This window comes from Bacteroides sp. AF25-38AC, from assembly GCF_003602995.1.
Classification (GTDB): Bacteria; Bacteroidota; Bacteroidia; order Bacteroidales; family Bacteroidaceae; genus Bacteroides; species Bacteroides uniformis.
This window is the reverse complement of the sequence record NZ_QTMD01000019.1, coordinates 58,213-81,104: the sequence shown is the minus strand read 5'-3', so window position 1 is coordinate 81,104 and position 22,892 is coordinate 58,213. Positions and strand designations below refer to the sequence as shown.

The following is a 22,892-nucleotide window of genomic DNA, read 5'->3' as shown; positions in this document are numbered from 1 at the left end:
CAATGAAAAATTATATATCAAAAGCAACTCTAGCTCTGTTAGTAGCTCTGTCTGCTACCGGTTGCTCTGACTTTCTGGATGAGAAACTGAAAAGTGAACTGGCTCCGGACAACACATATACAAGTTCCTATGGTTTCGAAGTAGGTTCTACCGGACTTTATGCCGAAGCACGCTCTGAATACAACACTTGGGGTGAAAACGGTGCCTTCATGCACAATGCCGCTTGCCCTTACGAAGCATTGCAGATTGCCACTGACCTTGCTACCATGGGCACTAAAGACGGTTCTATCCAACCGTTCGGTTTTTTGACATTAACTCCAAATACCGGTATTGTGGGTTCCTACTGGAACTGGGCTTATAGCCTGATTGCAGGAGCCAATGAGATGTTGAAATACTCGGAAATAAACACGAACTGGGATAATAGCACAGACAAGGCGCTCTATCAGGCAGAATCACGTTTTTTCCGCGCCTATGCATACCGTACATTGGTTTATCTGTATGGAGACGTTCCTTATGTAGACAAGATTCAAGATCAGTTCAGAATCGATTTTACCCGTACACCGAAGGAAGAGGTTATTGCCCACATGGTAGAAGACCTTCAGTTTGCTGTCGAGAACCTGCCTACTGACCCTGATGCCGTAAAAGTCGGCAAGCTGACCAAATGGGCGGCAGAACACTTACTAAGTGAGGTTTACTTGATGCAGGGTGATTATGCAAAGGCTGAAACTGCCGCAGAGAATGTCATCAACAGCGGATATTTCCACTTGATGGAAGACCGCTTCGGTGAAAAGGTAAAAGCAAACGGCGATGTGTTCTCCGACCTATTCGTTGAAAACAATCAAAATCGCACATCCGGCAATATGGAAAGCATTTGGGTCATGCAGTTTGAATATAACACTACTGGTGGCGGTACAAATTCCGATGACTGGACACGCCGTGCCTGGGAACCCAAATACTTCGAAATTACCGGTTTTGTTTTGGCAGACTCACTGGGTGGCCGCGGCTTGTCGCAATTGGTACCAATGAAATGGTGGATTGGAGAAGATACCGGTTTCTTTGATGAAGAAGACATTCGTAATTCCGAATACAACATCAAACGTAACTGGTATTACAACAACGAGAACATGCCCGACCTTTATGGTAAAAAAGCCACGATTACAGACGAAACATGGTTTACCACCTTCCGTCTTTATCCGGCTCTGACAAAATTCTTCTATGGCCGTTCCGAAAACCTTTCTTTGACCGGTTCCTACCGTGACCGCATGAAGTTCCGTTTGTCCGAGACTTATCTCTTACTCTGCGAAGCAAGGTTGGGGTTGAACGATATTTCAGGTGCCCGCGAAGCAATCAATGTTGTACGCCGTCGCGCACATGCTCCTGAAATTACGGACAGTGAAATGACCATGGACTTCTTGCTGGACGAACGTATCCGCGAGTTGGTAGGTGAAGAATCACGCCGCTTTACCTTATGCCGTACCGGCAAATTATTGGAGCGTACCCGCAAATACAATACAGAATCGGGGCCCGTTATGCGTGATTACCACACATTATGGCCGATTCCTCAGAGCATAATCGATTCAAATACGGGTGCAGAATTCCCGCAAAACGAAGGATATTAACAGCACAAAGACAAAATAAAACACGAATAAAGGTAAAAAGATAGTTTTCAAGATTCTCATAAAGGGAATTGTCCGCGTCCATTGAGAACAAAGGCAATTCCCTTAATTTTATCAATAAACAATCATGAAGATACACAGACAATTAACAGCAGCAGCCTTTCTGTTTATCAGTATGGCAATCATGGCACAAGTGCCATTCAGCAAAAAGGAAGTAAAAGAGAAAATGAAGCAAGTGGCAGACTGGCAAATTTCCAATCCTAACACTGCCCACGAACACCACGACCTGGATTGGACCAATGGAGCACTTTATGTAGGTATGGTAGATTGGGCTAAACTGGCAGAAGAGGAGTACAATGACAGCACCTACTATCAATGGCTCTATAAAATAGGAAGACGAAACTGCTGGCAACCCCATCAGCGGTTGTACCATGCAGACGATATAACCGTTTCCCAATCATTCATTGACTTATACCGTAAATATAAAAAAGAGGAAATACTGGCTCCTACCCTGGCACGTACGGAATGGATTGTCAACCATCCATCCAACGGTACATTCAAACTGGAGTATGGTGACAACAAAACCCTAGAACGCTGGACCTGGTGTGATGCCTTGTTTATGGCCCCCCCGGTTTATGCCAAGCTATACCGTGAAACCAACAACCGGAAATACCTCCAATTCATGGACAATGAATACCGGGCTACCTACGAATACCTATTCGATAAGGAAGAGAACCTTTTCTACCGCGATTGGCATTATTTCGGTAAAAAAGAAGCCAATGGCAAAAAGGTGTTCTGGGGACGTGGAAATGCCTGGGTACTGGCCGGTCTGGCAGAAGTATTGCAGGAGTTGCCCAAAGGCTTGATGGAACGCGCTTATTACGAAGAACTGTTTATCCGGTTATGCACACGTATCGCCGGATTGCAGAACGAAGACGGTTATTGGCATGCCAGCCTTCTGGATCCGGCTTCTTATCCTTCTCCCGAAACCAGTTCCACCGGTTTCTTTGTATATGCGTTGGCCTATGGCGTAAATGCGGGACTCTTGAATGAAGACGATTTCATGCCAGTCATTATAAAAGGCTGGAAGGCACTGACCGATGCTGTAGATGCAAGCGGTAAACTTGGCTGGGTACAGCCTATCGGTGCCGACCCCCGTAAAGTGACGCGTGACATGACAGAAGTTTACGGTGTCGGTGCGTTTCTTGCAGCAGGATGCCAGATATACAAGATGGCTGTAGATACGGAAGCTGATTATATAAAAATCTGGCCAGACAGAAAAACCATGCAGGGAAACCCTTTAAGTGGTTGGGTTGTTTATGCAAATGAGAATGTCAGCGATGACTTCTGGAAGAAATACGACCATATCTATGTACCGGAAAAAGGAACAACCGTGAAAATCTCCGATTATGCACGCACACTCTATATCCGTACGCATTGGAGTACCTTCAATCCCGCCGAAGGAGTCTACGGCTGGGATACCAACGAAAAGTTGAAAAAAGTAATTCAAGGGGCACTCGACAGAGGTATGCGTCTCTCTTTCCGTGTAGTTGTCGACAGCCGCGACCGAAAAAATGAAGCCACTCCGGCCTATGTATTCGATGCAGGAGCCAAATACTATACAGACAATGGAAAACGCTCTCCCTATCCTGATGACCCTATCTTCCAGGAGAAATATGCAAAGTTCATAGAAGCATTTGCCCAAAAATACAATGACCCTGACCTGGTGGAATTTATAGACGGCTACGGTCTTGGCAAATGGGGTGAGGCACACACTATGAAGTACATTGACCCCAAGAACCGGGAAGCTGTGTTCAATTGGATTACAGACCTCTACGTCAAACACTTCACCAAAGTACCTTTAGTTATCAACTACCATCGTTGGATGGGTGCAGGCAAAGACTGGGCAGGTGAGGAGAATTTTGATCCCGATAGTAAACGCTTGTTGGACAGCGCTTGCGAGAAAGGCTTTTCCTTACGTCATGATGCTTTCGGAATGAGAGAGTATTACGGCCAGTGGGAGCGAAACTATGTGAAACCTTGGATTATGAAACGCCCGGTTCTACTGGAAGGTGGATGGATTGTGAGCAAGCACCCTTATCACAATGACCCGAGCGGTTACAAAACAGCCAAAGATGTGCGTATCGGAGAATTTGAAGACGGTCAGGAAGCTCATGTCAACATGATGGATTTCCGTGTAGGAGACGAAACCATGAGTTGGTTCCGTGATGCCTATCCTTTGGTTGAGCGTTTCATCTCCGAAGGAGGTTATCGTTTATATCCCGATTCCATTGTAGTTCCCAAAGAAATGAAGAGTGGTTCAAGAATAAAGATAGTACATCGCTGGAACAACTTAGGCTGGGGATATTGCCCAACCAATATACCACAATGGAACCAAAAGTATAAAGTAGCTTTCGCATTATTGAACCAAGACAATCAAGTAGTCTACTCTTATCTGGACAACAATACTGATTTATCCGTCTGGATAAAAGGCTATCCCACTTCCTATGAGTTCACTCCCAAACTTCACGGGGTAAAAAAAGGAACCTATACCTGGGCAGTAGCTTTAGTCGATACAACCAAAGGCAATGGAAGCAATGTTAAGGGGCTGGATATCTCTGCCAAGGGAACCTTCACTAATTCTGGTTGGTTAAAACTGTCAGAAGTAACTGTAAAATAAATAAGACACCCCATCGACTTTATAAACAAGAGGCTGAATTCAATCTTGAATTCAGCCTCTTGTTTATAAAGTCCAATCCATCTATTTCTTTTGCGGCAACCTCTTCAGCAAGTGGTCCACCGCCGCTTTCAGCTGTGCATCTTCTCCCTTCAAAACAGCTTCCGGTTCATTATAGACCAGGATATCAGGCTGCAACGTGCGGTTCTCCAGATAGTTGCCCTGCATATCCATGCAACCTACCTGCGGAATACCGAATACAATACTTGGATCGATCTGGCTTTCCCACCAGACAGCAGTCATGGTTCCTGCCACGGGAGCACCTATCAGCTTACCGATACCCAACGTCTTGTACACAAAAGGAGTACCGTGGGCATTGCTGTAATTATCCTCGCAAACCAGCATACACGAAGGTTTCAGCCATCTGTCAAAAGGATCGCTGCCGATGTACTGGCCACGCGGCACAAAGCGTTCATACTCCTTGCCGCTAAGTAACGTCGCTACTTGTTCGTGCAGCCACCCGCCTCCGTTATGGCGGGTATCCACCACAACAGCCTCTTTCTTACGACTGCTTTCGCTCAACAAATCGGAGTAAATCTTACGGAAGCTCGGACTATCCATACCTTTGATGTGAATATAAGCAATGCGTCCGCCGGAATATTCATCCACCTTTTTGCGGCAGTTTTCCACCCAGCGCTTATACAACAGCTCATTCTGGGCACCGTAAGATATGGGCTTCAAGGTTTCTTCAAACCGCTTTCCGGTAACAGGATCATAGACCGAGAGAATCACCTTGCGGCCTGCCTTACCTTCGAGTAACGGGAAATAATCAGCGCCAGCCTTAATGGCAACACCATCCACTTTCTCGATAATACAGCCCGGCTTGACATCCGTCTTTTTCTTCGTCAATGGACTCTGAGCTATAATTTCTTTAATCTTCAATCCATCGCCCGCATAAGCTTCATCATAGAACACTCCCAAAGCAGCCGTAGGAAGTGCTGCGCCCGAAGCATAATAACGCGCTCCCGTATGAGAACCGTTCAATTCACCCAGCATCTCACTCAGCATTTCCGCAAAATCGTAGTTATTGTTGATATACGGCAAGAAGCGCTTATAAGTTTCTTTGTATCCATTCCAGTCCGTACCTTGCAAGTCTGCCACATAGAACTTATCATTTACCTGCTGCCAGATGTGGTCGAAGATATATTCACGCTCACCATAAGGGCGGTAATCGAAGAAAGCCTCAAATTCAATTGGAGAAATCTTGCTGCCTTCAATCTCTATCTTCTTCATTCCGTCGCGGGCACAAAGGAAGATATTCTTCCCTTCCTTGTCAGGCTGCAAAGCGCCTGCACCTACTTTCTTCAAAAGAACTTTTGTAACATTCTCTTTCAGATTGTGTTCCCAAAGATCGTACCCATCCTCGAAAACAGAAAGATAATAGAGTTTATCCCCTTTAGCAGAAAGCATGGCATCTGCCATATGCGAGGAGTTGACGGTCAGGCGTACAATACGGTCAAAGCGGTTTGCGAGGTCGAACTTTAACGGCTCTACCTTTTTCTCCTTATCTTTGTCGGCATCCCCTTTTTTCTTCTTGGCATCCTTTTCGTCTTTCTTCCCAGCTTTTTCCTTCTCTGCCTTCTCCGCTTCCTCGAGTAAAGCGGTTTCTTCCTTGTTCATCAAAAAACGGTCGTATGCTTCAGCATCAAAGAACATGATATAAGTATCGTCTTCGGCTCCCCAACTGCCGTGGCTGCGATACCCCGCACGGTCACTGGTCCAAATCATGGCTTTTCCACCCAATACCCATTTGGCATTGCCATCGTTGTATCCGCTCTCGGTCAGGTTCACCATTTCACCCTTGCCATCGGCATTCAGCAGCACAACATCTTTGTTGTTCCATCCACCTACACCGATATAGTCCGAAAGAATCCATTTGCTGTCCGGACTCCACTGAAACCACTGGTCACCGTCCGAATAAGAGTATTGATACTTGCCATCCATAACGGTACGCACATCCTTTGTCTTCAAATTGATGACACGGATGGTGCTGCGTTTTTCGAGAAAGGCAATCTCTTTACCGTCAGGGCTGTATTGGGGTTGAAAAGAAGCGGCATCCGAGTTTGTCAAGCGTTCTTCCTTCAGCTCTGTGGCATAGGTAAACAGCTTTTCATCCTTACGCACAATCGTCGAAGTGTAAAGTTGCCAAAGCCCGCCACGTTCGGAAGCATAAACCAGTGTTCGGCCATCGGGGGCAAAGTCTACGGTACGTTCCTGACAAGGAGTATTCGTTATCTGCTTCGTAGTCTTATATTCCACTGAAGTGACGTAGACATCGCCGCGCAAAACGAAAGCCACTTCCTTACCATCCGGAGACACTGCCATTTCCGTGGCACCGCTACTCTTAATCTGGCGGATAATATCCTTGTCGTTTCTGTCGGAAACAATGCTGATGTTCACCTTTTGCGCTTCTCCACCGGGAAGCAGGGTGTAAATCTCACCATCAAATCCATAGCACAACCTTCCGTCCGTAGCGGCACTGAGATAGCGTACCGGATTTTTGGTATAGTGCGTCAACTGCACGGCCTTCGCATCTCCGGGAGTACGTCGGTAGATATTGAAAGAGCCGTTTTCCTCACTCAGATAGTAGAATGTTTTTCCATCAGGAGCCCAAACCGGTTCACGGTCTTCTCCTCCGAAAGTAGTCAGTTGGCGGTACTGCGGTTCTTTTCCCGGAGTATACATCCAGATGTCCCGGGCAATGGGCGATACGTGATGTTTACGCCAGTAGTCCTCGTAACCTTTCTTATCCTGATACAACATCGCTCCCTCCTTATTGATGGAGATGCACTCCATAGGCATGGACGAAATCATCGTCGGGCGCCCTCCCTCCACTGATACTCGATAGACCTGGTTGAACTGCCCGTTAGAGGGAAAGACAACAGCCTCGGCAGACGGCATGATGCCCGCAGAGAACAGGATATGTCCGGCATCTGTAAAAGCAAGCGGCGTTTCGCTTCCCGAGTGGGTAGTCAGCCGTCGTGGTTCGCCTCCGTCTTTGGACACAATGTAGACGTCCAGGCTTCCCATACGGTCCGAAGCAAAAGCAACCTGCTTACTGTCCGGACTCCATACCGGATCCGTATCATATGCAGGATTGGTAGTTATCTGCATGGCACGTCCACCGGTAACCGGCACCGTATAAATATCTCCCTTATACGTAAAAGCAATGGTGGTCCCATCGGGAGAGATAACACTATGACGCATCCAGAGCGGAGCATCTTGCGCAAAAGTAAAACCTGCCAGGCAAGCGGCAGCAATACCTAATAGTAGTTTTTTCATAATGATTCTTTTTGGGGGATAAAAAAAGCCTCACGTCTTTTCCTTGTCAGAAAAAGTCCGTGAGGCTTGCTTATTTCTCTTTAAGTTACCCTCAATTAGAGAGCACCTACTTCCTTCAAAGCGGCATTTGTCTTGTGAACGGCAGCAGCGCTGGCAGCAAATTTAGCTTTTTCGTCAGCAGTCAGTTCCAGTTCAACGATTTTCTCGATACCGTTCTTGCCAAGGATTACGGGAACACCGATACAGATGTCTGATTCACCGTATTCTCCTTCCAGATATACTGAACAAGGAATCATCTTCTTCTGGTTGTGGATGATAGACTCAACGACATAAGCGCCTGCCGCACCCGGAGCATACCATGCAGAAGTACCCAGCAACTTAGTCAGTGTAGCACCACCTACCATAGTAGAAGCTACCACTTCGTTCAGTTTTTCTTCGCTCAGCAGTGTGCTTACCGGCTGTCCTTTGTAAGTAGCCAGACGAGCCAACGGAATCATGGTAGTATCACCGTGACCACCGATAACCATGCCTTCCACTTCGTTGGCGTTGCAGCCCAAAGCCTGAGACAAGAAATATTTGAAACGAGAGCTGTCCAAAGCACCACCCATACCGATGATACGGTTCTTCGGCAAGCCCAGAGACTTCAATGACAGATAAGTCATGGTATCCATCGGGTTGGAGATAACCACAAGGATAGCATTCGGAGAATATTTCAAGATGTTCTGTGCAACCGACTTAACGATACCTGCATTAACACCGATCAATTCTTCACGAGTCATACCCGGCTTACGGGGAATACCGGAAGTAATCACTACAACGTCGGAGTTGGCAGTCTTCTCATAATCGTTGGTACAACCTACAACAGTGGTGTCGAAGCCCAGCAGTTGAGCAGTCTGCATCATATCCATTGCCTTACCTTCTGAAACGCCTTCTTTCACGTCCAGCATTACCACTTCGTCAGCCACTTCATTAAAGGCTAACACATTAGCGCATGTAGCACCTACGTTACCTGCACCTACTACGGTTACTTTTGACATAATTTCTAAAGTTTTTTGTTTATAAGTGTTCTTTAAAGATGACGCAAAAGTACAGCGAACTTCGTAATTAGAGAAATATTTCCGTAATAATTTTAGTTAAATACACATTTAGCCAATGATTAGTGGACGATGATTAATGATTAATGATTAATTTTGCGGACGATTAATGAATGTAGGACGAATAATCAGCCACCAACCATTAATCACTTAACCATTAATCATTATCAAAAATGGCAGTTAAGAAGAATACACTTCTCATCGTGGCAGGCAGCCTCCTTATCTTATTATTAATAGGAGTTACCATTCTGCTGATTTCCGAAAAGCAAACCAACAAGGAACTGGTGATGGAATTCAATCTGGATAAAGAAGACCTTGAAAATCAATACACAGACTTCGCCAGACAATATGACGAACTGAAGTTGACAGTCTCCAACGACTCCCTCTCCGTACTCTTGGAGCAGGAACAATTGAAGACCCAACGTTTATTGGAAGAACTCCGCACCGTGAAGAGCAGCAATGCCACCGAGATACGCCGTCTGAAGAAGGAACTGGCCTCTCTCCGCAAAGTCATGATAGGCTATATCAACCAGATTGACTCGCTAAACCGCCTGACTGCTCAACAGAAGGAAATCATAGCCGATGTCACCAAGAAGTACAACGCCGCTTCCCGGCAAATCAGCAACTTGTCCGAAGAGAAGAAGAACCTGACCAAGACCGTGACACTTGCCGCCCAACTGGACGCCACCAACATCTCTGTGCAGCCCACAAACAAACGCGGCAAGACTGCCAAGAAGGTGAAAGACATCGTGAAGTTCAAAATAAACTTCTCCATCGTGAAAAACATCACTGCAGAGACCGGCGAACGTACCCTCTACATCCGCATCACCAAACCGGACAATGACGTGCTGACCAAAAGTTCCTCGAACACCTTCCCATACGAGAACCGGGAACTGGTATATTCCATCAAGAAGTATATAGAATACAACGGAGAAGAGCAAGCCGTCACCGTATATTGGGATGTAGAAGAATACCTCTATGCAGGCACCTACCGCGTAGACATTTTTGCTGACGGTACCCTTATCGGTTCGCAATCATTCAGCTTGAATTAATACAAAAAAATCTAAATTATTTTGCAATATCATTGAAAGCCTATACATTTGCATCGTTGTTTATGCAATTATTGTTGCTGTATAAACAACAGATTCATCACCTTAATTAATGTATAGCCCAATGAAAAAGTTCTTCTGTTTCATCTGTTTGGCATACCTATCCTTCCCCATGAAGGCCCAGGAAGCATTAAGCTTGGATAGTTGCCGTGCATTGGCAATCTCCAACAACAAAGAACTGCTGATAAGCCAGGAAAAAATCAACGCTGCCCACTATCAAAGGAAAGCGGCATTTACTAATTACCTTCCCAACATTTCGGCCAGCGGCGGATATATGCGCAGTCAAAAAGAGTTGTCCATCCTCAGCGACGCTCAGAAAGGAGCCTTGTCCGGATTGGGTACAAGTCTCAGCGGACCGTTACAGCAGGCTGCCCAAGTCATCGCACAGCTTCATCCAGAACTGGCAGGCCAATTGCCGGCTTTAGGACAAAGCCTGGTAGGTGCCCTCGACGGTGCAGGCCAATCCTTGGTTGACGCCTTTCGTACAGACACCCGCAACATGTATGCGGGCGCACTGACCTTGACCCAACCCCTATATATGGGCGGCAAGATACGTGCCTACAACAAAATTACCAAATACGCCGAAGAGCTGGCCCGCCAGCAGCACAACACCGGTATGCAGGAAGTAATCCTGAGTACAGACCAGGCATATTGGCAGGTAGTGTCCCTTGCCCATAAAAAGAAGCTGGCAGAAGGTTATCTGAAACTACTGCAGAAGCTCGACAGCGACGTTGACAAAATGATTGCCGAAGGCGTTGCCACCAAAGCAGACGGACTCTCCATCAAAGTAAAAGTGAATGAGGCCGAAATGACCCTGACCAAAGTAACCGATGGCCTGAGCCTTGCCCGGATGCTGCTGTGCCAATTGTGTGGTCTCGACCTTTCCACTCCCGTCATGCTCACAGACGAACAGAAGGAAGACCTGGCTCCCACTACTCCGGAAAACGGTGCCATCGACATCAACAATGTTTATGCTACCCGTCCCGAAGTGCGTAGCCTGGAACTTGCCACGCAGATTTATAAGCAGAAAGTAAATGTCACCCGTTCGGAATATCTTCCTTCCATAGCACTAATGGGCAGCTATATGGCAACCAACCCTTCCGTCTTCAACAGTTTCGAGAAAAAGTTCAAGGGGATGTGGAATGTGGGTGTCATGGTGTCGGTACCCATCTGGCACTGGGGCGAAGGCATCTATAAAGTAAAAGCAGCCAAATCGGAAGCACGCATCGCCCAATACCAGTTGGATGACGCCAAAGAAAAGATAGAGCTGCAGGTCAACCAGTCGGCTTTCCAAGTGAACGAAGCTGCCAAGAAACTGACCATGGCCGAAAAGAACCTGGAAAAAGCCAACGAGAACCTGAGATACGCCACACTTGGCTTTGAGGAAGGCGTTATACCTGCCAGCAATGTGCTCGAAGCGCACACCGCATGGCTTTCTGCCCAATCGGAAAAGATAGACGCACAGATTGACGTAAAACTGACGGAAATCTATCTGAGAAAGGCAACGGGGGAATTGACAATTGATAATTGATAGTTTCTTCAATCGTAAATAGTAAACAGTCAAATAGTAAATAATATGTTGGATACAAAATCACAAAACAGTAACATGTTGTTGGCATTCCTCACGCTGACGGGAGTGATTGCCATCGTTGCCCTTGTAGGTTTCTTCATGTTGCGTAAAGGACCGGAAATTGTGCAAGGACAAGCAGAAGTAACGGAGTATCGAGTATCGAGCAAAGTGCCGGGACGTATTCTGGAATTTCGTGTAAAAGAGGGACAAAGCGTACAAGCCGGAGACACCCTTGCCATTTTGGAGGCTCCGGACGTGCAGGCCAAACTGGAACAAGCACGCGCCGCCGAATCGGCAGCCCAAGCCCAGAACGAAAAAGCTCTAAAAGGCGCCCGTCGGGAACAGATACAAGCTGCCTATGAAATGTGGCAAAAGGCACTGGCCGGACTGGAGATTGCCGAAAAATCCTACACGCGTGTGAAGAACCTGCACGACCAAGGCGTGATGTCTACACAAAAGCTTGACGAAGTTACCGCCCAACGCAATGCAGCCCGGGCTACGGAGAAAGCCGCCAAAGCCCAGTATGATATGGCCAAGAACGGTGCGGAACGCGAGGACAAAGCCGCTGCCGCTGCCTTGGTGGAACGTGCCAAAGGAGCTGTGGCCGAAGTTGAATCGTACATCAAGGAAACTTACCTGATTGCACAGACTGCCGGTGAGGTATCCGAGATATTCCCCAAAGTAGGCGAGCTCGTGGGCACGGGTGCTCCCATTATGAACATCGCCATTCTGGACGATATGTGGATAACCTTCAATGTACGCGAGGACTTGCTGCAAGGGTTGGGTATGAATACCGAATTCGAGGCGTTCATCCCTGCACTCGATAAGAATATCCGCCTGAAAGTGTACTATATGAAAGACCTCGGCACATATGCCGCCTGGAAAGCGACCAAGACTACCGGCCAGTTCGACCTGAAAACATTCGAAGTAAAAGCCGCTCCGCAAGAGAAGGTGGAAGGACTGCGTCCGGGAATGAGTGTTGTATTGAAGAAGTAAAGGAGTTATGAGTTATTGGAGAGGATGATGGAAAGAAATAAGAAACATACGGCTTTGTGGAATGTAGCAAGACGCGAATGCCGCCGTCTTGTTTCCCGCCCGCTCTATCTGTTCTGTATGGTGATAGCACCGTTGTTCTGCTACATATTCTTCACCACGCTGATGGACTCCGGGCTTCCTACGGACATGCCCGTAGGTGTGGTGGACCAAGACATGAGTGCCACTTCACGCCAGCTGATACGTAACTTGGACGCTTTTGAGCAGACAGCCGTCGTCGCCCGCTACCCTACCATCAACGAAGCCCGTACCGCCATGCAGCGCGGAGAGATTTACGGTTTCTTCTACATTCCCGAAGGTACCTCTGCCAAAGCGCAGGCCGGACGGCAGCCCAAACTCTCTTTCTATACAAACAATACCCTGCTCATCGCAGGTTCACTCCTCTTCAAGGACATGAAGATGATGAGCGAATTGGCATCCGGTGCCGCAGCACGTAGCACCCTATATGCCAAAGGAGCTACCGAGGAACAAGCGATGGCCTTCCTCCAACCCATCGTCATAGATACACATCCACTCAATAACCCGTGGCTGAACTACTCCGTATATCTGTGCAACACCTTTGCACCGGGCGTATTGATGCTGCTTATCTTCATGGTAACCGTCTATTCCATCGGAGTCGAGATAAAAGACCGCACCGCCCGCGAATGGCTGCGCATGGGCAACAACTCCATCTGGATTTCCCTTGCCGGCAAACTGCTGCCGCATACCGCCATCTTCTTCCTGATGGGAATATTATATAATGTATACCTCTACGGTTTCCTCCATTTTCCCTGCAACAGCGGCATCCTGCCGATGCTGCTTGCCACCCTTTGCCTGGTGCTGGCATCGCAAGGCATGGGAATATTGATGATAGGAACCCTGCCTACCCTGCGTCTGGGACTCAGTTTCGCTTCCCTATGGGGCGTACTCTCTTTCTCCATGTGCGGATTGTCATTCCCTGCCATGGGCATGCACCCCGTATTGCAGGCATTGGCAAATCTGTTCCCCCTGCGCCACTATTTCCTGATTTATGTGGACCAGGCACTGAATGGATACCCCATGATTTACTCGTGGGTCAACTACGTAGCGCTGCTTATTTTCATGATGCTCCCGTTCCTTATAGCCCATAGGCTGAAAGGAGCGTTGGTTTACTATAAATACATGCCCTAATGAAAGACCTGACGTTCAGACAGAAAGTGATACAAGGCATTCATGACTTGTTCTATATATGGAAACGGGAATTCGGCACCACCTTCCGCGACCAGGGCGTGCTCATCTTCTTCGTGCTCGTTCCGTTGGTCTATCCGTTGATATACGCTTTCATCTATACCAACGAAACTATCCACGAAGTGCCCACTGTCGTGGTGGATGACTCACGCTCCTCGTTGAGCCGCGAATACCTGCGGAAAGTGGACTCCAGTCCCGAAGTGAGCCTCGTGAGCTACTGCGCTGATATGGAAGAAGCCAAACTGATGTTGAAGGACCGCAGGGCATACGGTATTATCTACATCCCCTCCACCTTCAGCGACGACATTGTACGCGGTAAGCAGACGCAGGTCAGCATCTTCTGCGACATGAGCGGACTGCTGTATTACAAAGCCTTGCTGACTGCCAACACCAACGTGTCGCTCGCCATGAACGCAGACATCAAAGTGGAGCGAAGCGCCAATACCACCGACCGCCAGGACGAAATTACCGCCTACCCGATAGAGTATGAGGATGTCGCCCTCTATAATCCGACCAACGGATTTGCCGCTTTCCTGATTCCGGCAGTATTGGTATTGATTATCCAGCAAACGCTGCTACTCGGCATCGGCTTGTCTGCCGGGACGGCACGCGAGCAGAACCGCTTCCGCGACCTGGTGCCTATCAACCGCCACTACAACGGCACACTACGCATTGTGATGGGAAAAGGGCTGAGCTACTTCATGGTATATTCACTGGTATCGGTATATATACTGTGTGTGGTTCCATGGCTTTTCAGCCTCAACCAAATAGCGATACCCGGTGTCCTGACTCTGTTCACCCTGCCCTACCTGGCCGCTTGTATTTTCTTTGCCATGACAGCATCCATTGCCATCCGCAACCGCGAAACGTGCATGCTGCTGTTCGTGTTCACCTCCGTGCCGCTGCTGTTCCTCTCCGGCATTTCATGGCCGGGAGCTGCTATGCCCGCTTTCTGGAAGTACTTCTCGTACATCTTCCCTTCTACCTTCGGCATCAACGGCTACGTACGCATCAACAGCATGGGAGCCACACTCAATGAAGTCTCTTTCGAGTACCAAGCACTATGGATACAAACGGGCTTCTACTTCATCACCACGTGCCTGGTATATCGCTGGCAGATATTGCAGAGCAGGAAACATGTGATTGAAGAGTATAAGAAGCATAAGAGTATAGAAGCGTAACACATTGTTCCAAGCCTACGAAACAAAGTGTTCACATGCGTTTGAACACTTTGTTTCAGCGTATCAGAACAATTTGTTCCAATATATAAAAACAGTTTGTTCGCCATATTGAAACAGTCTGTTCCCTTATAGGAAACAGACTGTTTTGTTAAAGGAAACAAATAGTTGCCCTACAGCATCGGCAAGGCAGCAAACAGACAAACGGTTGTAATACCTAATTACGGTCGCATGTGTTTCTCCAATATCGGGTAAAGTATCTCAGCATACCTCATAAAGCCCAAATCGGTAAAATGAATGCCGTCTACTGTAGCCTCCCCGTCGTGGCCGATGATGTCACGGGAAGCAAGGAAATAGATGTTTTTCTCTCCACGTTGCTTCAAAGAACGGAAAAAGGCATTCAATGTCTCATTCTTGTCCTTTACCTCCTTGGCAATCCTGGTGTCAAAAGGAGAGTGGGTAAAGAGAGGGTCTTCCACGAAAAGGACAGGCGTATCGGGATGCTTGCTGCGGATAGTGGTATAGAATTTATCGGCACGCTCTCTCATTTGCTCCACGGTAGCATTGGGCACAAAGTCGAGGACAAACATAGAAGCGTCCACACCGGCTATGACATCGGCAATCTCCAGGTCGAGCAAGGCATTGCCGCTAAATCCCAGATTGATGCACTCACGATTGAGCCAACGTTCCAGAATATTGGTATGCGCCATGCCGGGACGGGAAGCGCAGCCTCCCTGCAAGATGCTGGTACCATAGAATACCACCGGCTTCTCACGTTTCGGCAAGTCTACTGCCGGCAGGGTAATGGCGGATAAAGAATCCACGCCGATGGAAAGCGAGGTAACCCCGTCATATAAAGAAAGGTACAAGAGATATTCACGCTCCTCAGGCAACATATTACTTACAATAGTCGCCTTGTTGACTTTGCCCTGCGGACGCCCGCTACCGGCAAATATCCACTTACCGTCTTGCAAGCAGTAGAGGTCGAGGCCTTTAATGCCGGTCGGTGTCATGTGGTTCATACTCATATTGTTCCTTACTTCCCATTTGGCGGAAATGCTTGTAGAGTTGGAACGGAAGCGCACGGCGAGTCCGGCACTGTTGCGGCCTAAGTCCCACAATGGCTTGCGGGAGATGTTCTGCAGAGAGTCCGGCAGACGCTCATAGCGGGTAAGGGTAGATTCTGTTGCTTTGCCCAGAAGGGGGAAGGTGGAAGCATCATGATAAACAGTCTGGGCATTGGCAACAGCGGCCAACAACAAGCCCATCAGAAGAATTCGGATTCTCATATGACAAGATATTAAGTGTTAAGTATTATGTGGCAAAGATACAAGGTTTCTTTGAAAAATGAAGAAATAGGAGCATTTTACATCAATTAACTCCCACATGCTTGTTTCTTTACGAAACATTCGTAATTTCGCAAAAAACAATCCATATGAGACACATCCATTTCATCTTAGCAGGCTTCCTACTGTGTATCTGCTGTACCCTGCAAGCCAAAAACCGAGTGATTGACCAACCACCGTTTATCGTAAGAAACACGACTTCCATCGAAGTGAGTAAAGTAGTCATCAGTGACACGGCAACCGTGCTCCACATCTATGCCAAGTATCGTCCCAAGTACTGGATACAGATTGCACCCGACAGCTACCTGACAGACAATAACGGAGAAACCTACCAACTGCGTTCCGGTATAGGCATCATACCAGGTAAAGAATTTTGGATGCCCGAATCGGGCGAAGCGGAATTCCAGTTGGTCTTTCCTCCCCTATCCGACAATGCTACCTCCTTCGACTTCACCGAAGGCGAAAAGGTGGAAAACGGATTCAGCGTCTGGGGAATACAACTGAAAAGCAAGAAACTGCCGGAACTGGCACTTCCCCAGAACGCCGTAGTACACAAAGCCGACCCTAATGCCGAACTTCCCGAACCGGTCATCCAATACGGAAAAGCCATGCTGAAAGGAAAACTCCTGGATTCACGCCCCAATATGGGAATGCCAATCAGTATTGCCGTGTGGGAGAATATCAAAGGAGACATCACGGACATACCACTCGACATCCAGCCTGACGGCAGTTTCACCAAAGAAGTAACATTGCCCGGCACTACCCCATGTACCATATATTTGGGTAGAGAGCATATGCTCCAGTTCTTCATGGAACCCGGCAAGACAACAGAAATATACGTCAATCTACGCGAAGCTTCCCGGCGCAAGTCTAAATTCCACAGCGAAGGGAAACCCTATGGAGAAATGGTATATATCAACGGACCGCTGGAAACCGTGGCACAAGAGTTGAACGGAAACCACCTCGGCATCGACATGCAAGACAAGCTCTATCAAAACATAGCTGCACTGGCTGGCAAGGATATTGATGCAGCCAAAGCATACGTACTTCAAATATCCGACGAAACACAAGAAGCAATAGACAAGTTGCCTTATAGTGCTTCTACCCGACAACTTTTGACTATCAATAACAAACTGATTACAAATGCCATGCTGTCTTCCGTTGCCAGCATCTTGACATCGGCTGCCCTACACGCCAATCTCATCAAACGGGAGGAAGCAAACAACTACTATCAGGAACTTGCCCGGAAAGTACCCGCCAACTACGTGTCCGACGAAGATATGAGTATATTGAATGTGCCGCAAGCAGTCTTGTCCAACCAGTATGTACAAATGGCTTCAAGGAATGTCGAACGGAGTGGAGAATTGGCCAAAGCCTGGGGAAGCGACAAAGGTATCTTCTTCGATATAGCCCGTAATGTCACCCTCTACCGGGGTATCAAGAACTTCACCCCGCTCACCGACGAGCAAAAGGCCACCGTTGCCGCCATGCCCGCCGCATACCGTGAAATGCTGACTGCCGCCAATGACGAACTGCTGGCACAACTCGAAGCCAACAAGAAAAAGACGGGCTACACCATCAACCAAGTGGACGCCAACGTCAGCAACGAAGATTTGTTCACTTCTATCATCAGCAAATTCAAAGGAAAAGTATTGTTAGTAGATTTCTGGGCCACTTGGTGCGGTCCATGCCGTATGGCAAACAAGACGATGGCCCCCATGAAGGAGGAACTGAAAGACAAGGATATCCTATATCTGTACATCACCGGCGAAACCTCCCCCTTGAAGACCTGGGAGAATATGATTCCCGACATCCACGGCGAACATTTCCGTCTGACAGATGCCCAATGGAAATACCTATCGGATGCATTCAAGATAGAAGGGGTACCGACTTATCTGATTGTAGACCGCGAAGGAAACACCACGTTCAGACAAACCGGCTTTCCGGGAGTGGAGAAGATGAAGGAAGAGTTGCTGAAAGTGACTAAATGACAAACTGATAAAAAAAAACAGCAGGCTTATCACCTGCTGTTTTTTGTTTTATCAGTATACCGCTATTACTTTTCAGCCCATTCCTTGGCTCCCTGCTCTTTCAGTTTAGCAGTAAATGCCTTTGCCTTCTCCATAGCAGCCGCTTCCTCTTCCGGAGTTGCATATGCATGCTTGTAGCCCTTCACCACATTCCATTCACCACGGGTGAAATCGGGGAATGCCACAGCCGCACAACCGTTGTCCATAGAAAGTTCTCCCAATTCTGCAAGGCAGCACCACTCAGCAAGGTCGTATACATCCATATCCAAAGGAAGACCGTTTTGCAGGCAATATACCAGACGGCTGTCCATCACGAAGTCCATGCCACCATGACCTCCTACTTCCTTCGCCATCTCACCGTACTTCTTTAAAATGGGATGCTGGTATTTCTCCACGAGTGCCTCCATCTCCGTCTCCGGCAGGAAACCGTGTGAATTCAAATCATCCACTTTGGGCTGAACGCCCGATGCACTCAGCTGGTCAGCGTCAAGCGCATACCCTTCTACCGGATATTTGTTGGCGAATCCCTTGGTACCCGTAAGCTGATACAAACGGTTATAAGGCTGTGGTGTCATTACATTGTGCTGAATCTCAATCACCTTTCCATTGGCTGTACGAATCATGGTCGTGGTATGGTCACCGTTACGGAATTCCTTGCACTCCTCGCCGGTTCTTTTTTCTACCAGCTCCTTGCCCACTACAGACTTGGTATCCATGGCTACCAACGTTTCCATACGGTCACCACGGTGAATATCCAGTGCTTGCGCCACCGGGCCAAGGCCATGGGTGGCATACACGTCACCACGATGCTTCATGTTGTAGTCCAAACGCCAGCCCAGCTTGTCATTTTCTCCATTCTTCCAATAATGGTCCCAAAACGGGCTCAAATTATGTATATAAGCACCCTGCGCACGGATAACTTCACCGAACACGCCATGCTGCGCCATGTTCAGCGTATTCATCTCGAACCAGTCATAGCAGCAGTTCTCCAGAATGAAGCAATGCTTACGGGTAGATTCACTCAAGTTAATCAAATCCCAGCATTCCTGCAGATTCATAGCCGAAGGCACTTCTATCGCTACATTCTTTCCATTCTCCAACGCACACTTGGCAACGGGGAAGTGATGCAGCCAGTCTGCAGCAATATAAACCAAATCTATATCATCACGTTTGCAGAGTTCCTCGTATCCTTTGTCACCGGAATAGACGGCGGCTTTGGGCATGGATGCCTTCTTCAAGAGCTCCTGACATTTATCTGCACGGGCCTCTTCATAATCACAAAGAGCCACTACCTGCGTACCCGGAATATAAGTGAAACGCTCCACTGCTCCGGGGCCACGCATCCCCAAACCAACAAAACCCACACGGACTGCCTCCAACTTCGGAGTAGTCAGTCCCAATACACTCTTCTGTCCTGCCGGACGCTCGGGAGTTTTGACAACAATGGTACCATTCTGCCATTCCCATTGAGTTCCCTTCTCTGTGGTTTGCACAGTAGAAGTCTGGCTTGTGCATGCACCCAATACGAAGCACATTCCCAGCAACAACGATTTAACTGTTCCCATATTTCTGCTTTATTTAAGGTAAAAGAATTCATTGCAACAAAGACAGCGCAAACCGAATGCAGAATAAAATGAACCCGTTCATTTTTTATGCTGAGGTGCCGCCAGTCTTCGCTTCTTCTGCAAAGATAGACAATCTTAGCCAAAAGAAGATTATCAACAGCCATGTTCTTTTCAATCTGGCAAAAGAATATACACACAGCAGGAACATTTAGATTAATTAACTCACTGTTTGATGTTTATTTACGAAATATTCGTAGATTTGCATTGAATTCATTTAAATACTTTATCCATGGAAAAGTTAACGATACAAGAAGAAGAAGCAATGTTGTACATTTGGGAACTGGGCAGTTGCTTCGTAAAAGACATTGTTGCCAAATATCCCAAACCGGCGCCTCCCTACACAACTGTAGCATCTATTGTGAAAAACCTGGAGCGCAAGCAGTATATCCGTGCCGCACGTGTAGGCAACACTTACCAGTATACCCCGCTTATACGCGAAAGCGAATACAAACGTACCTTTATGAGCGGTTTTGTGCGCAACTACTTTGAAAATTCTTATAAGGAAATGGTTTCGTTCTTCGCCAAAGACCAGAAGATTTCGGCCAATGACCTGAAAGACATTATAGACATGATAGAGAAAGGAAAGGAGTAAACATGTTAGCCTATTTTCTGAAAGTGAATGTAGCGATAGTACTGTTTTATGCATTCTATCGGCTGTTCTTCTACAAAGACACGTTTTTCGGCTGGCGCAGAACCGCACTGCTCTGCTTCTTTGCCGTTTCTGCCGCCGTACCTCTGCTGAACATACAAACGTGGATTACGGAGCAGGAACCGATGGTGGCCATGGCAGACCTCTATGCCAGCGTTGTGCTACCGGAACTCACAATAGGCACCGAAGCGGCTCCTACCGACTGGAAAAGCATCCTTTCAGAATATGCCAATATCGCCTATTGGGGAATAGTGGCATTGCTGATGATACGCCTCATCATGCAACTGGCGGGCATCATCCACCTGGCATGCCGATGCCGCAAGGTACAAATAGGCAACACAAATATACATCTGCTTCCCAAAGCAGACGGGCCTTTCTCCTTTTTCCACTGGATTTTTATCCATCCGTCCTCGCATACGGAAGAGGAATTCAACGAAATATTGACCCATGAGCAGACACACGCCCGGCAATGGCACTCCATTGATGTCATCATCAGTGAACTGGTGTGCATTTTTTGCTGGTGCAATCCCTTTGCCTGGCTCATGAAACGGGAAATCCGCACCAATCTGGAATATATGGCCGATGCCCGCGTATTGGAGAACGGCTATGACTCCAAAACCTATCAATACCATTTGTTAGGATTATCACATCAAAAGGCTGCAGCAACCATCTATAACAGTTTCAATGTTTTACCTCTAAAAAAACGCATCAAGATGATGAACAAAAAGAGAACAAAAGAAATAGGAAGGACCAAATATCTGATGTTCCTTCCTTTAGCGGCCTTACTTATGATTGTCAGCAATATCGAAGCAGTGGCACGTACCACAAAGAAGATTGCAGCGGAAGTCATAGAGGCTGTAGACGCCAAAACCGGACAAGCGGTACCGGAAGTTCAAGCCCCTCAAGTAGCTCCCCTACCGGAACAAGATACGAAAACAGTGACTTACAAAGGAAAGGTAGTGGATAAGGATACTCTCGACAATCCGATTTTTGAGGTAGTGGAACACATGCCCGAATTCCCCGACGGAGGCATGTCTGCACTAATGGAATACTTGAGCAAGAACATCAAATATCCGGAAGCAGCCATGAAGAAAGGTACGCAAGGACGGGCTACCGTGCAATTTGTAGTGGAGAAGGATGGCAGTATTACCAATGTAAAAATACTGCGCGGCATTGACCCGGAATTGAATAAAGAAGCCGTACGCGTAATCAGTGCCATGCCCAAATGGAAACCCGGCACACAAAAAGGAGAAGCCGTGCGGGTAAAATATACAGTTCCCGTGATGTTCCGTCTGACGGAAAACAATACACAGGTTAAGTATGCTCCCATTGAAAGCAAAATAGATGAAATGGTGGTAGTGGGTTATGCTCCCGAAGAGGCAACCTACCCGGAGGAAGTAACCGTTTTCGAAGTCGTAGAAAAAATGCCGGAATATCCCGGCGGCATGTCCGCAATGATGGAATTCATCGGCAAAAATATCAAATATCCGGTAGCCGCACAAAAAGCTAAGATTCAGGGAAGAGTGGTCATACAGTTTATAGTGGATAAAGAAGGGAACATCATCTGCCCCAGAGTAATCCGTGGTGCCGACCCACTGCTAGACGCTGAAGCAATCCGTCTGACTACTATCATGCCCAAGTGGAAGCCCGGCATGCAAAGAGGACAAGCTGTAAACGTAAAATATACAGTCCCCATCATGTTCCGTCTGCAAGAACCGGAGAAAAGCCCTGCTGTCCAGAATGCCACTGTTACTCCAACTAAATAAACTAATTTTCTCTCTAAACAAGTCTAAATGAAAAAGGAGCAGTTACCCGTCGCCGGGTAACTGCTCCTTTTTCATAAGGAAAATATCCATGTTTATTTATGCACTTCCACAATCCGTGTCGGCGCCATTTCCATATTTCTGCGGTCTACCTGACGGACTACGGCAGCAGCCAGTTGCAGGAAAGCGCGCCCGGTCACCGTATTCTCATCCAAAGCAACCGGAGTCCCCTTATCACCGCTCTCGCAGATACTCTGCACAATAGGAATTTGTCCCAGCAAGGGTACGTTCATTTTCTCAGCCAGTCTCTTTGCGCCTTCTTTCCCAAAGATATAATACTTGTTTTCCGGCAATTCGGCAGGCGTGAACCAAGCCATGTTCTCCACCAAACCGAGAATGGGCACATTCACCTTATCATTGGTAAACATATTGATGCCTTTGCGGGCATCTGCCAGCGCCACAGCCTGCGGCGTGCTAACAACGATAGCTCCTGTCAGTGCCAAAGTCTGCACCACTGTCAAGTGAATGTCGCTCGTTCCGGGAGGAAGGTCGATAAGGAAATAATCCAGTTCTCCCCAATCGGCATCACCAATCAGCTGCTTCAAGGCATTGCTTGCCATACCTCCCCGCCACA

General features: G+C 47.6%; 14 protein-coding genes and 1 pseudogene. 10 read left to right on the top strand and 5 right to left on the bottom strand.

All coding sequences use genetic code 11. From position 1 onward, the window contains the following. Window positions 1–2: 2 nt before the first annotated feature. Both DWY55_RS13830 and DWY55_RS22385 read left to right on the top strand, forming a co-directional pair. Window positions 3–1,619 carry a RagB/SusD family nutrient uptake outer membrane protein gene (locus tag DWY55_RS13830; protein ID WP_005829785.1) on the top strand — a complete coding sequence of 539 codons (1,617 nt, stop codon included), beginning with the start codon at window positions 3–5 and terminating at the stop codon, window positions 1,617–1,619. Window positions 1,620–1,743: 124 nt separating this feature from the next. Continuing rightward, a pseudogene (locus tag DWY55_RS22385) lies at window positions 1,744–2,853 on the top strand (glycoside hydrolase family 105 protein); the annotation flags it as partial. 1,524 nt (window positions 2,854–4,377) lie between these two features. Here the strand turns inward: DWY55_RS22385 and DWY55_RS13820 are convergent. Further along, complete coding sequence (locus DWY55_RS13820; protein WP_057097598.1) at window positions 4,378–7,635, bottom strand: S41 family peptidase; 3,258 nt, start codon at window positions 7,633–7,635, stop codon at window positions 4,378–4,380. 95 nt (window positions 7,636–7,730) lie between these two features. Beyond that, window positions 7,731–8,672: a malate dehydrogenase gene (gene mdh / locus DWY55_RS13815; protein WP_005829779.1), complete on the bottom strand. Its 942-nt coding sequence runs from the start codon at window positions 8,670–8,672 to the stop codon at window positions 7,731–7,733. A 230-nt stretch (window positions 8,673–8,902) separates the two neighbouring features. Between mdh and DWY55_RS13810 the strand changes: the two genes are divergently transcribed. From DWY55_RS13810 to DWY55_RS13790, 5 genes are all read left to right on the top strand, one after another. After that, on the top strand, window positions 8,903–9,781 hold the full coding sequence (locus DWY55_RS13810) for a hypothetical protein (protein ID WP_005829777.1): 879 nt from the start codon (window positions 8,903–8,905) through the stop codon (window positions 9,779–9,781). Window positions 9,782–9,902: 121 nt separating this feature from the next. Next, complete coding sequence (locus tag DWY55_RS13805) at window positions 9,903–11,369, top strand: TolC family protein (RefSeq protein WP_008664221.1); 1,467 nt, start codon at window positions 9,903–9,905, stop codon at window positions 11,367–11,369. 45 nt (window positions 11,370–11,414) lie between these two features. Then, window positions 11,415–12,404, top strand: coding sequence for an HlyD family secretion protein (locus DWY55_RS13800; RefSeq protein ID WP_005829771.1), 990 nt, complete (start codon window positions 11,415–11,417; stop codon window positions 12,402–12,404). Window positions 12,405–12,431: 27 nt separating this feature from the next. Next, window positions 12,432–13,610 carry an ABC transporter permease gene (locus tag DWY55_RS13795; RefSeq protein WP_009037852.1) on the top strand — a complete coding sequence of 393 codons (1,179 nt, stop codon included), beginning with the start codon at window positions 12,432–12,434 and terminating at the stop codon, window positions 13,608–13,610. Further along, window positions 13,610–14,848, top strand: a complete 1,239-nt coding sequence (locus DWY55_RS13790; protein ID WP_005829766.1) for an ABC transporter permease — start codon at window positions 13,610–13,612, stop codon at window positions 14,846–14,848. Before DWY55_RS13795 ends, DWY55_RS13790 begins: the two co-directional genes overlap by 1 nt. A 218-nt stretch (window positions 14,849–15,066) precedes the next feature. Here the strand turns inward: DWY55_RS13790 and DWY55_RS13785 are convergent, their stop codons facing one another. After that, window positions 15,067–16,134, bottom strand: a complete 1,068-nt coding sequence (locus DWY55_RS13785; RefSeq protein WP_120178113.1) for an SGNH/GDSL hydrolase family protein — start codon at window positions 16,132–16,134, stop codon at window positions 15,067–15,069. Between the two features lie 146 nt (window positions 16,135–16,280). Here DWY55_RS13785 and DWY55_RS13780 point away from each other — a divergent pair, with 146 nt between their 5' ends. Next, window positions 16,281–18,182 (top strand): TlpA family protein disulfide reductase, encoded by a 1,902-nt coding sequence (locus DWY55_RS13780; protein WP_005829764.1) that lies wholly within the window; start codon window positions 16,281–16,283, stop codon window positions 18,180–18,182. A 65-nt stretch (window positions 18,183–18,247) separates the two neighbouring features. Here the strand turns inward: DWY55_RS13780 and DWY55_RS13775 are convergent, their stop codons facing one another. Beyond that, window positions 18,248–19,786 carry a Gfo/Idh/MocA family protein gene (locus DWY55_RS13775; protein WP_005829763.1) on the bottom strand — a complete coding sequence of 513 codons (1,539 nt, stop codon included), beginning with the start codon at window positions 19,784–19,786 and terminating at the stop codon, window positions 18,248–18,250. Between the two features lie 289 nt (window positions 19,787–20,075). Between DWY55_RS13775 and DWY55_RS13770 the strand changes: the two genes are divergently transcribed. Further along, entirely contained in the window at window positions 20,076–20,438 is a 363-nt protein-coding gene (locus DWY55_RS13770; RefSeq protein WP_005829755.1) for a BlaI/MecI/CopY family transcriptional regulator, read from the top strand. Window positions 20,439–20,440: 2 nt separating this feature from the next. Continuing rightward, on the top strand, window positions 20,441–22,261 hold the full coding sequence (locus tag DWY55_RS13765) for a M56 family metallopeptidase (protein ID WP_005829752.1): 1,821 nt from the start codon (window positions 20,441–20,443) through the stop codon (window positions 22,259–22,261). Window positions 22,262–22,353: 92 nt separating this feature from the next. Here the strand turns inward: DWY55_RS13765 and DWY55_RS22380 are convergent. Beyond that, a partial coding sequence (locus DWY55_RS22380) for a P-loop NTPase (protein WP_243633666.1) occupies window positions 22,354–22,892 on the bottom strand: 539 nt, incomplete at its 5' end.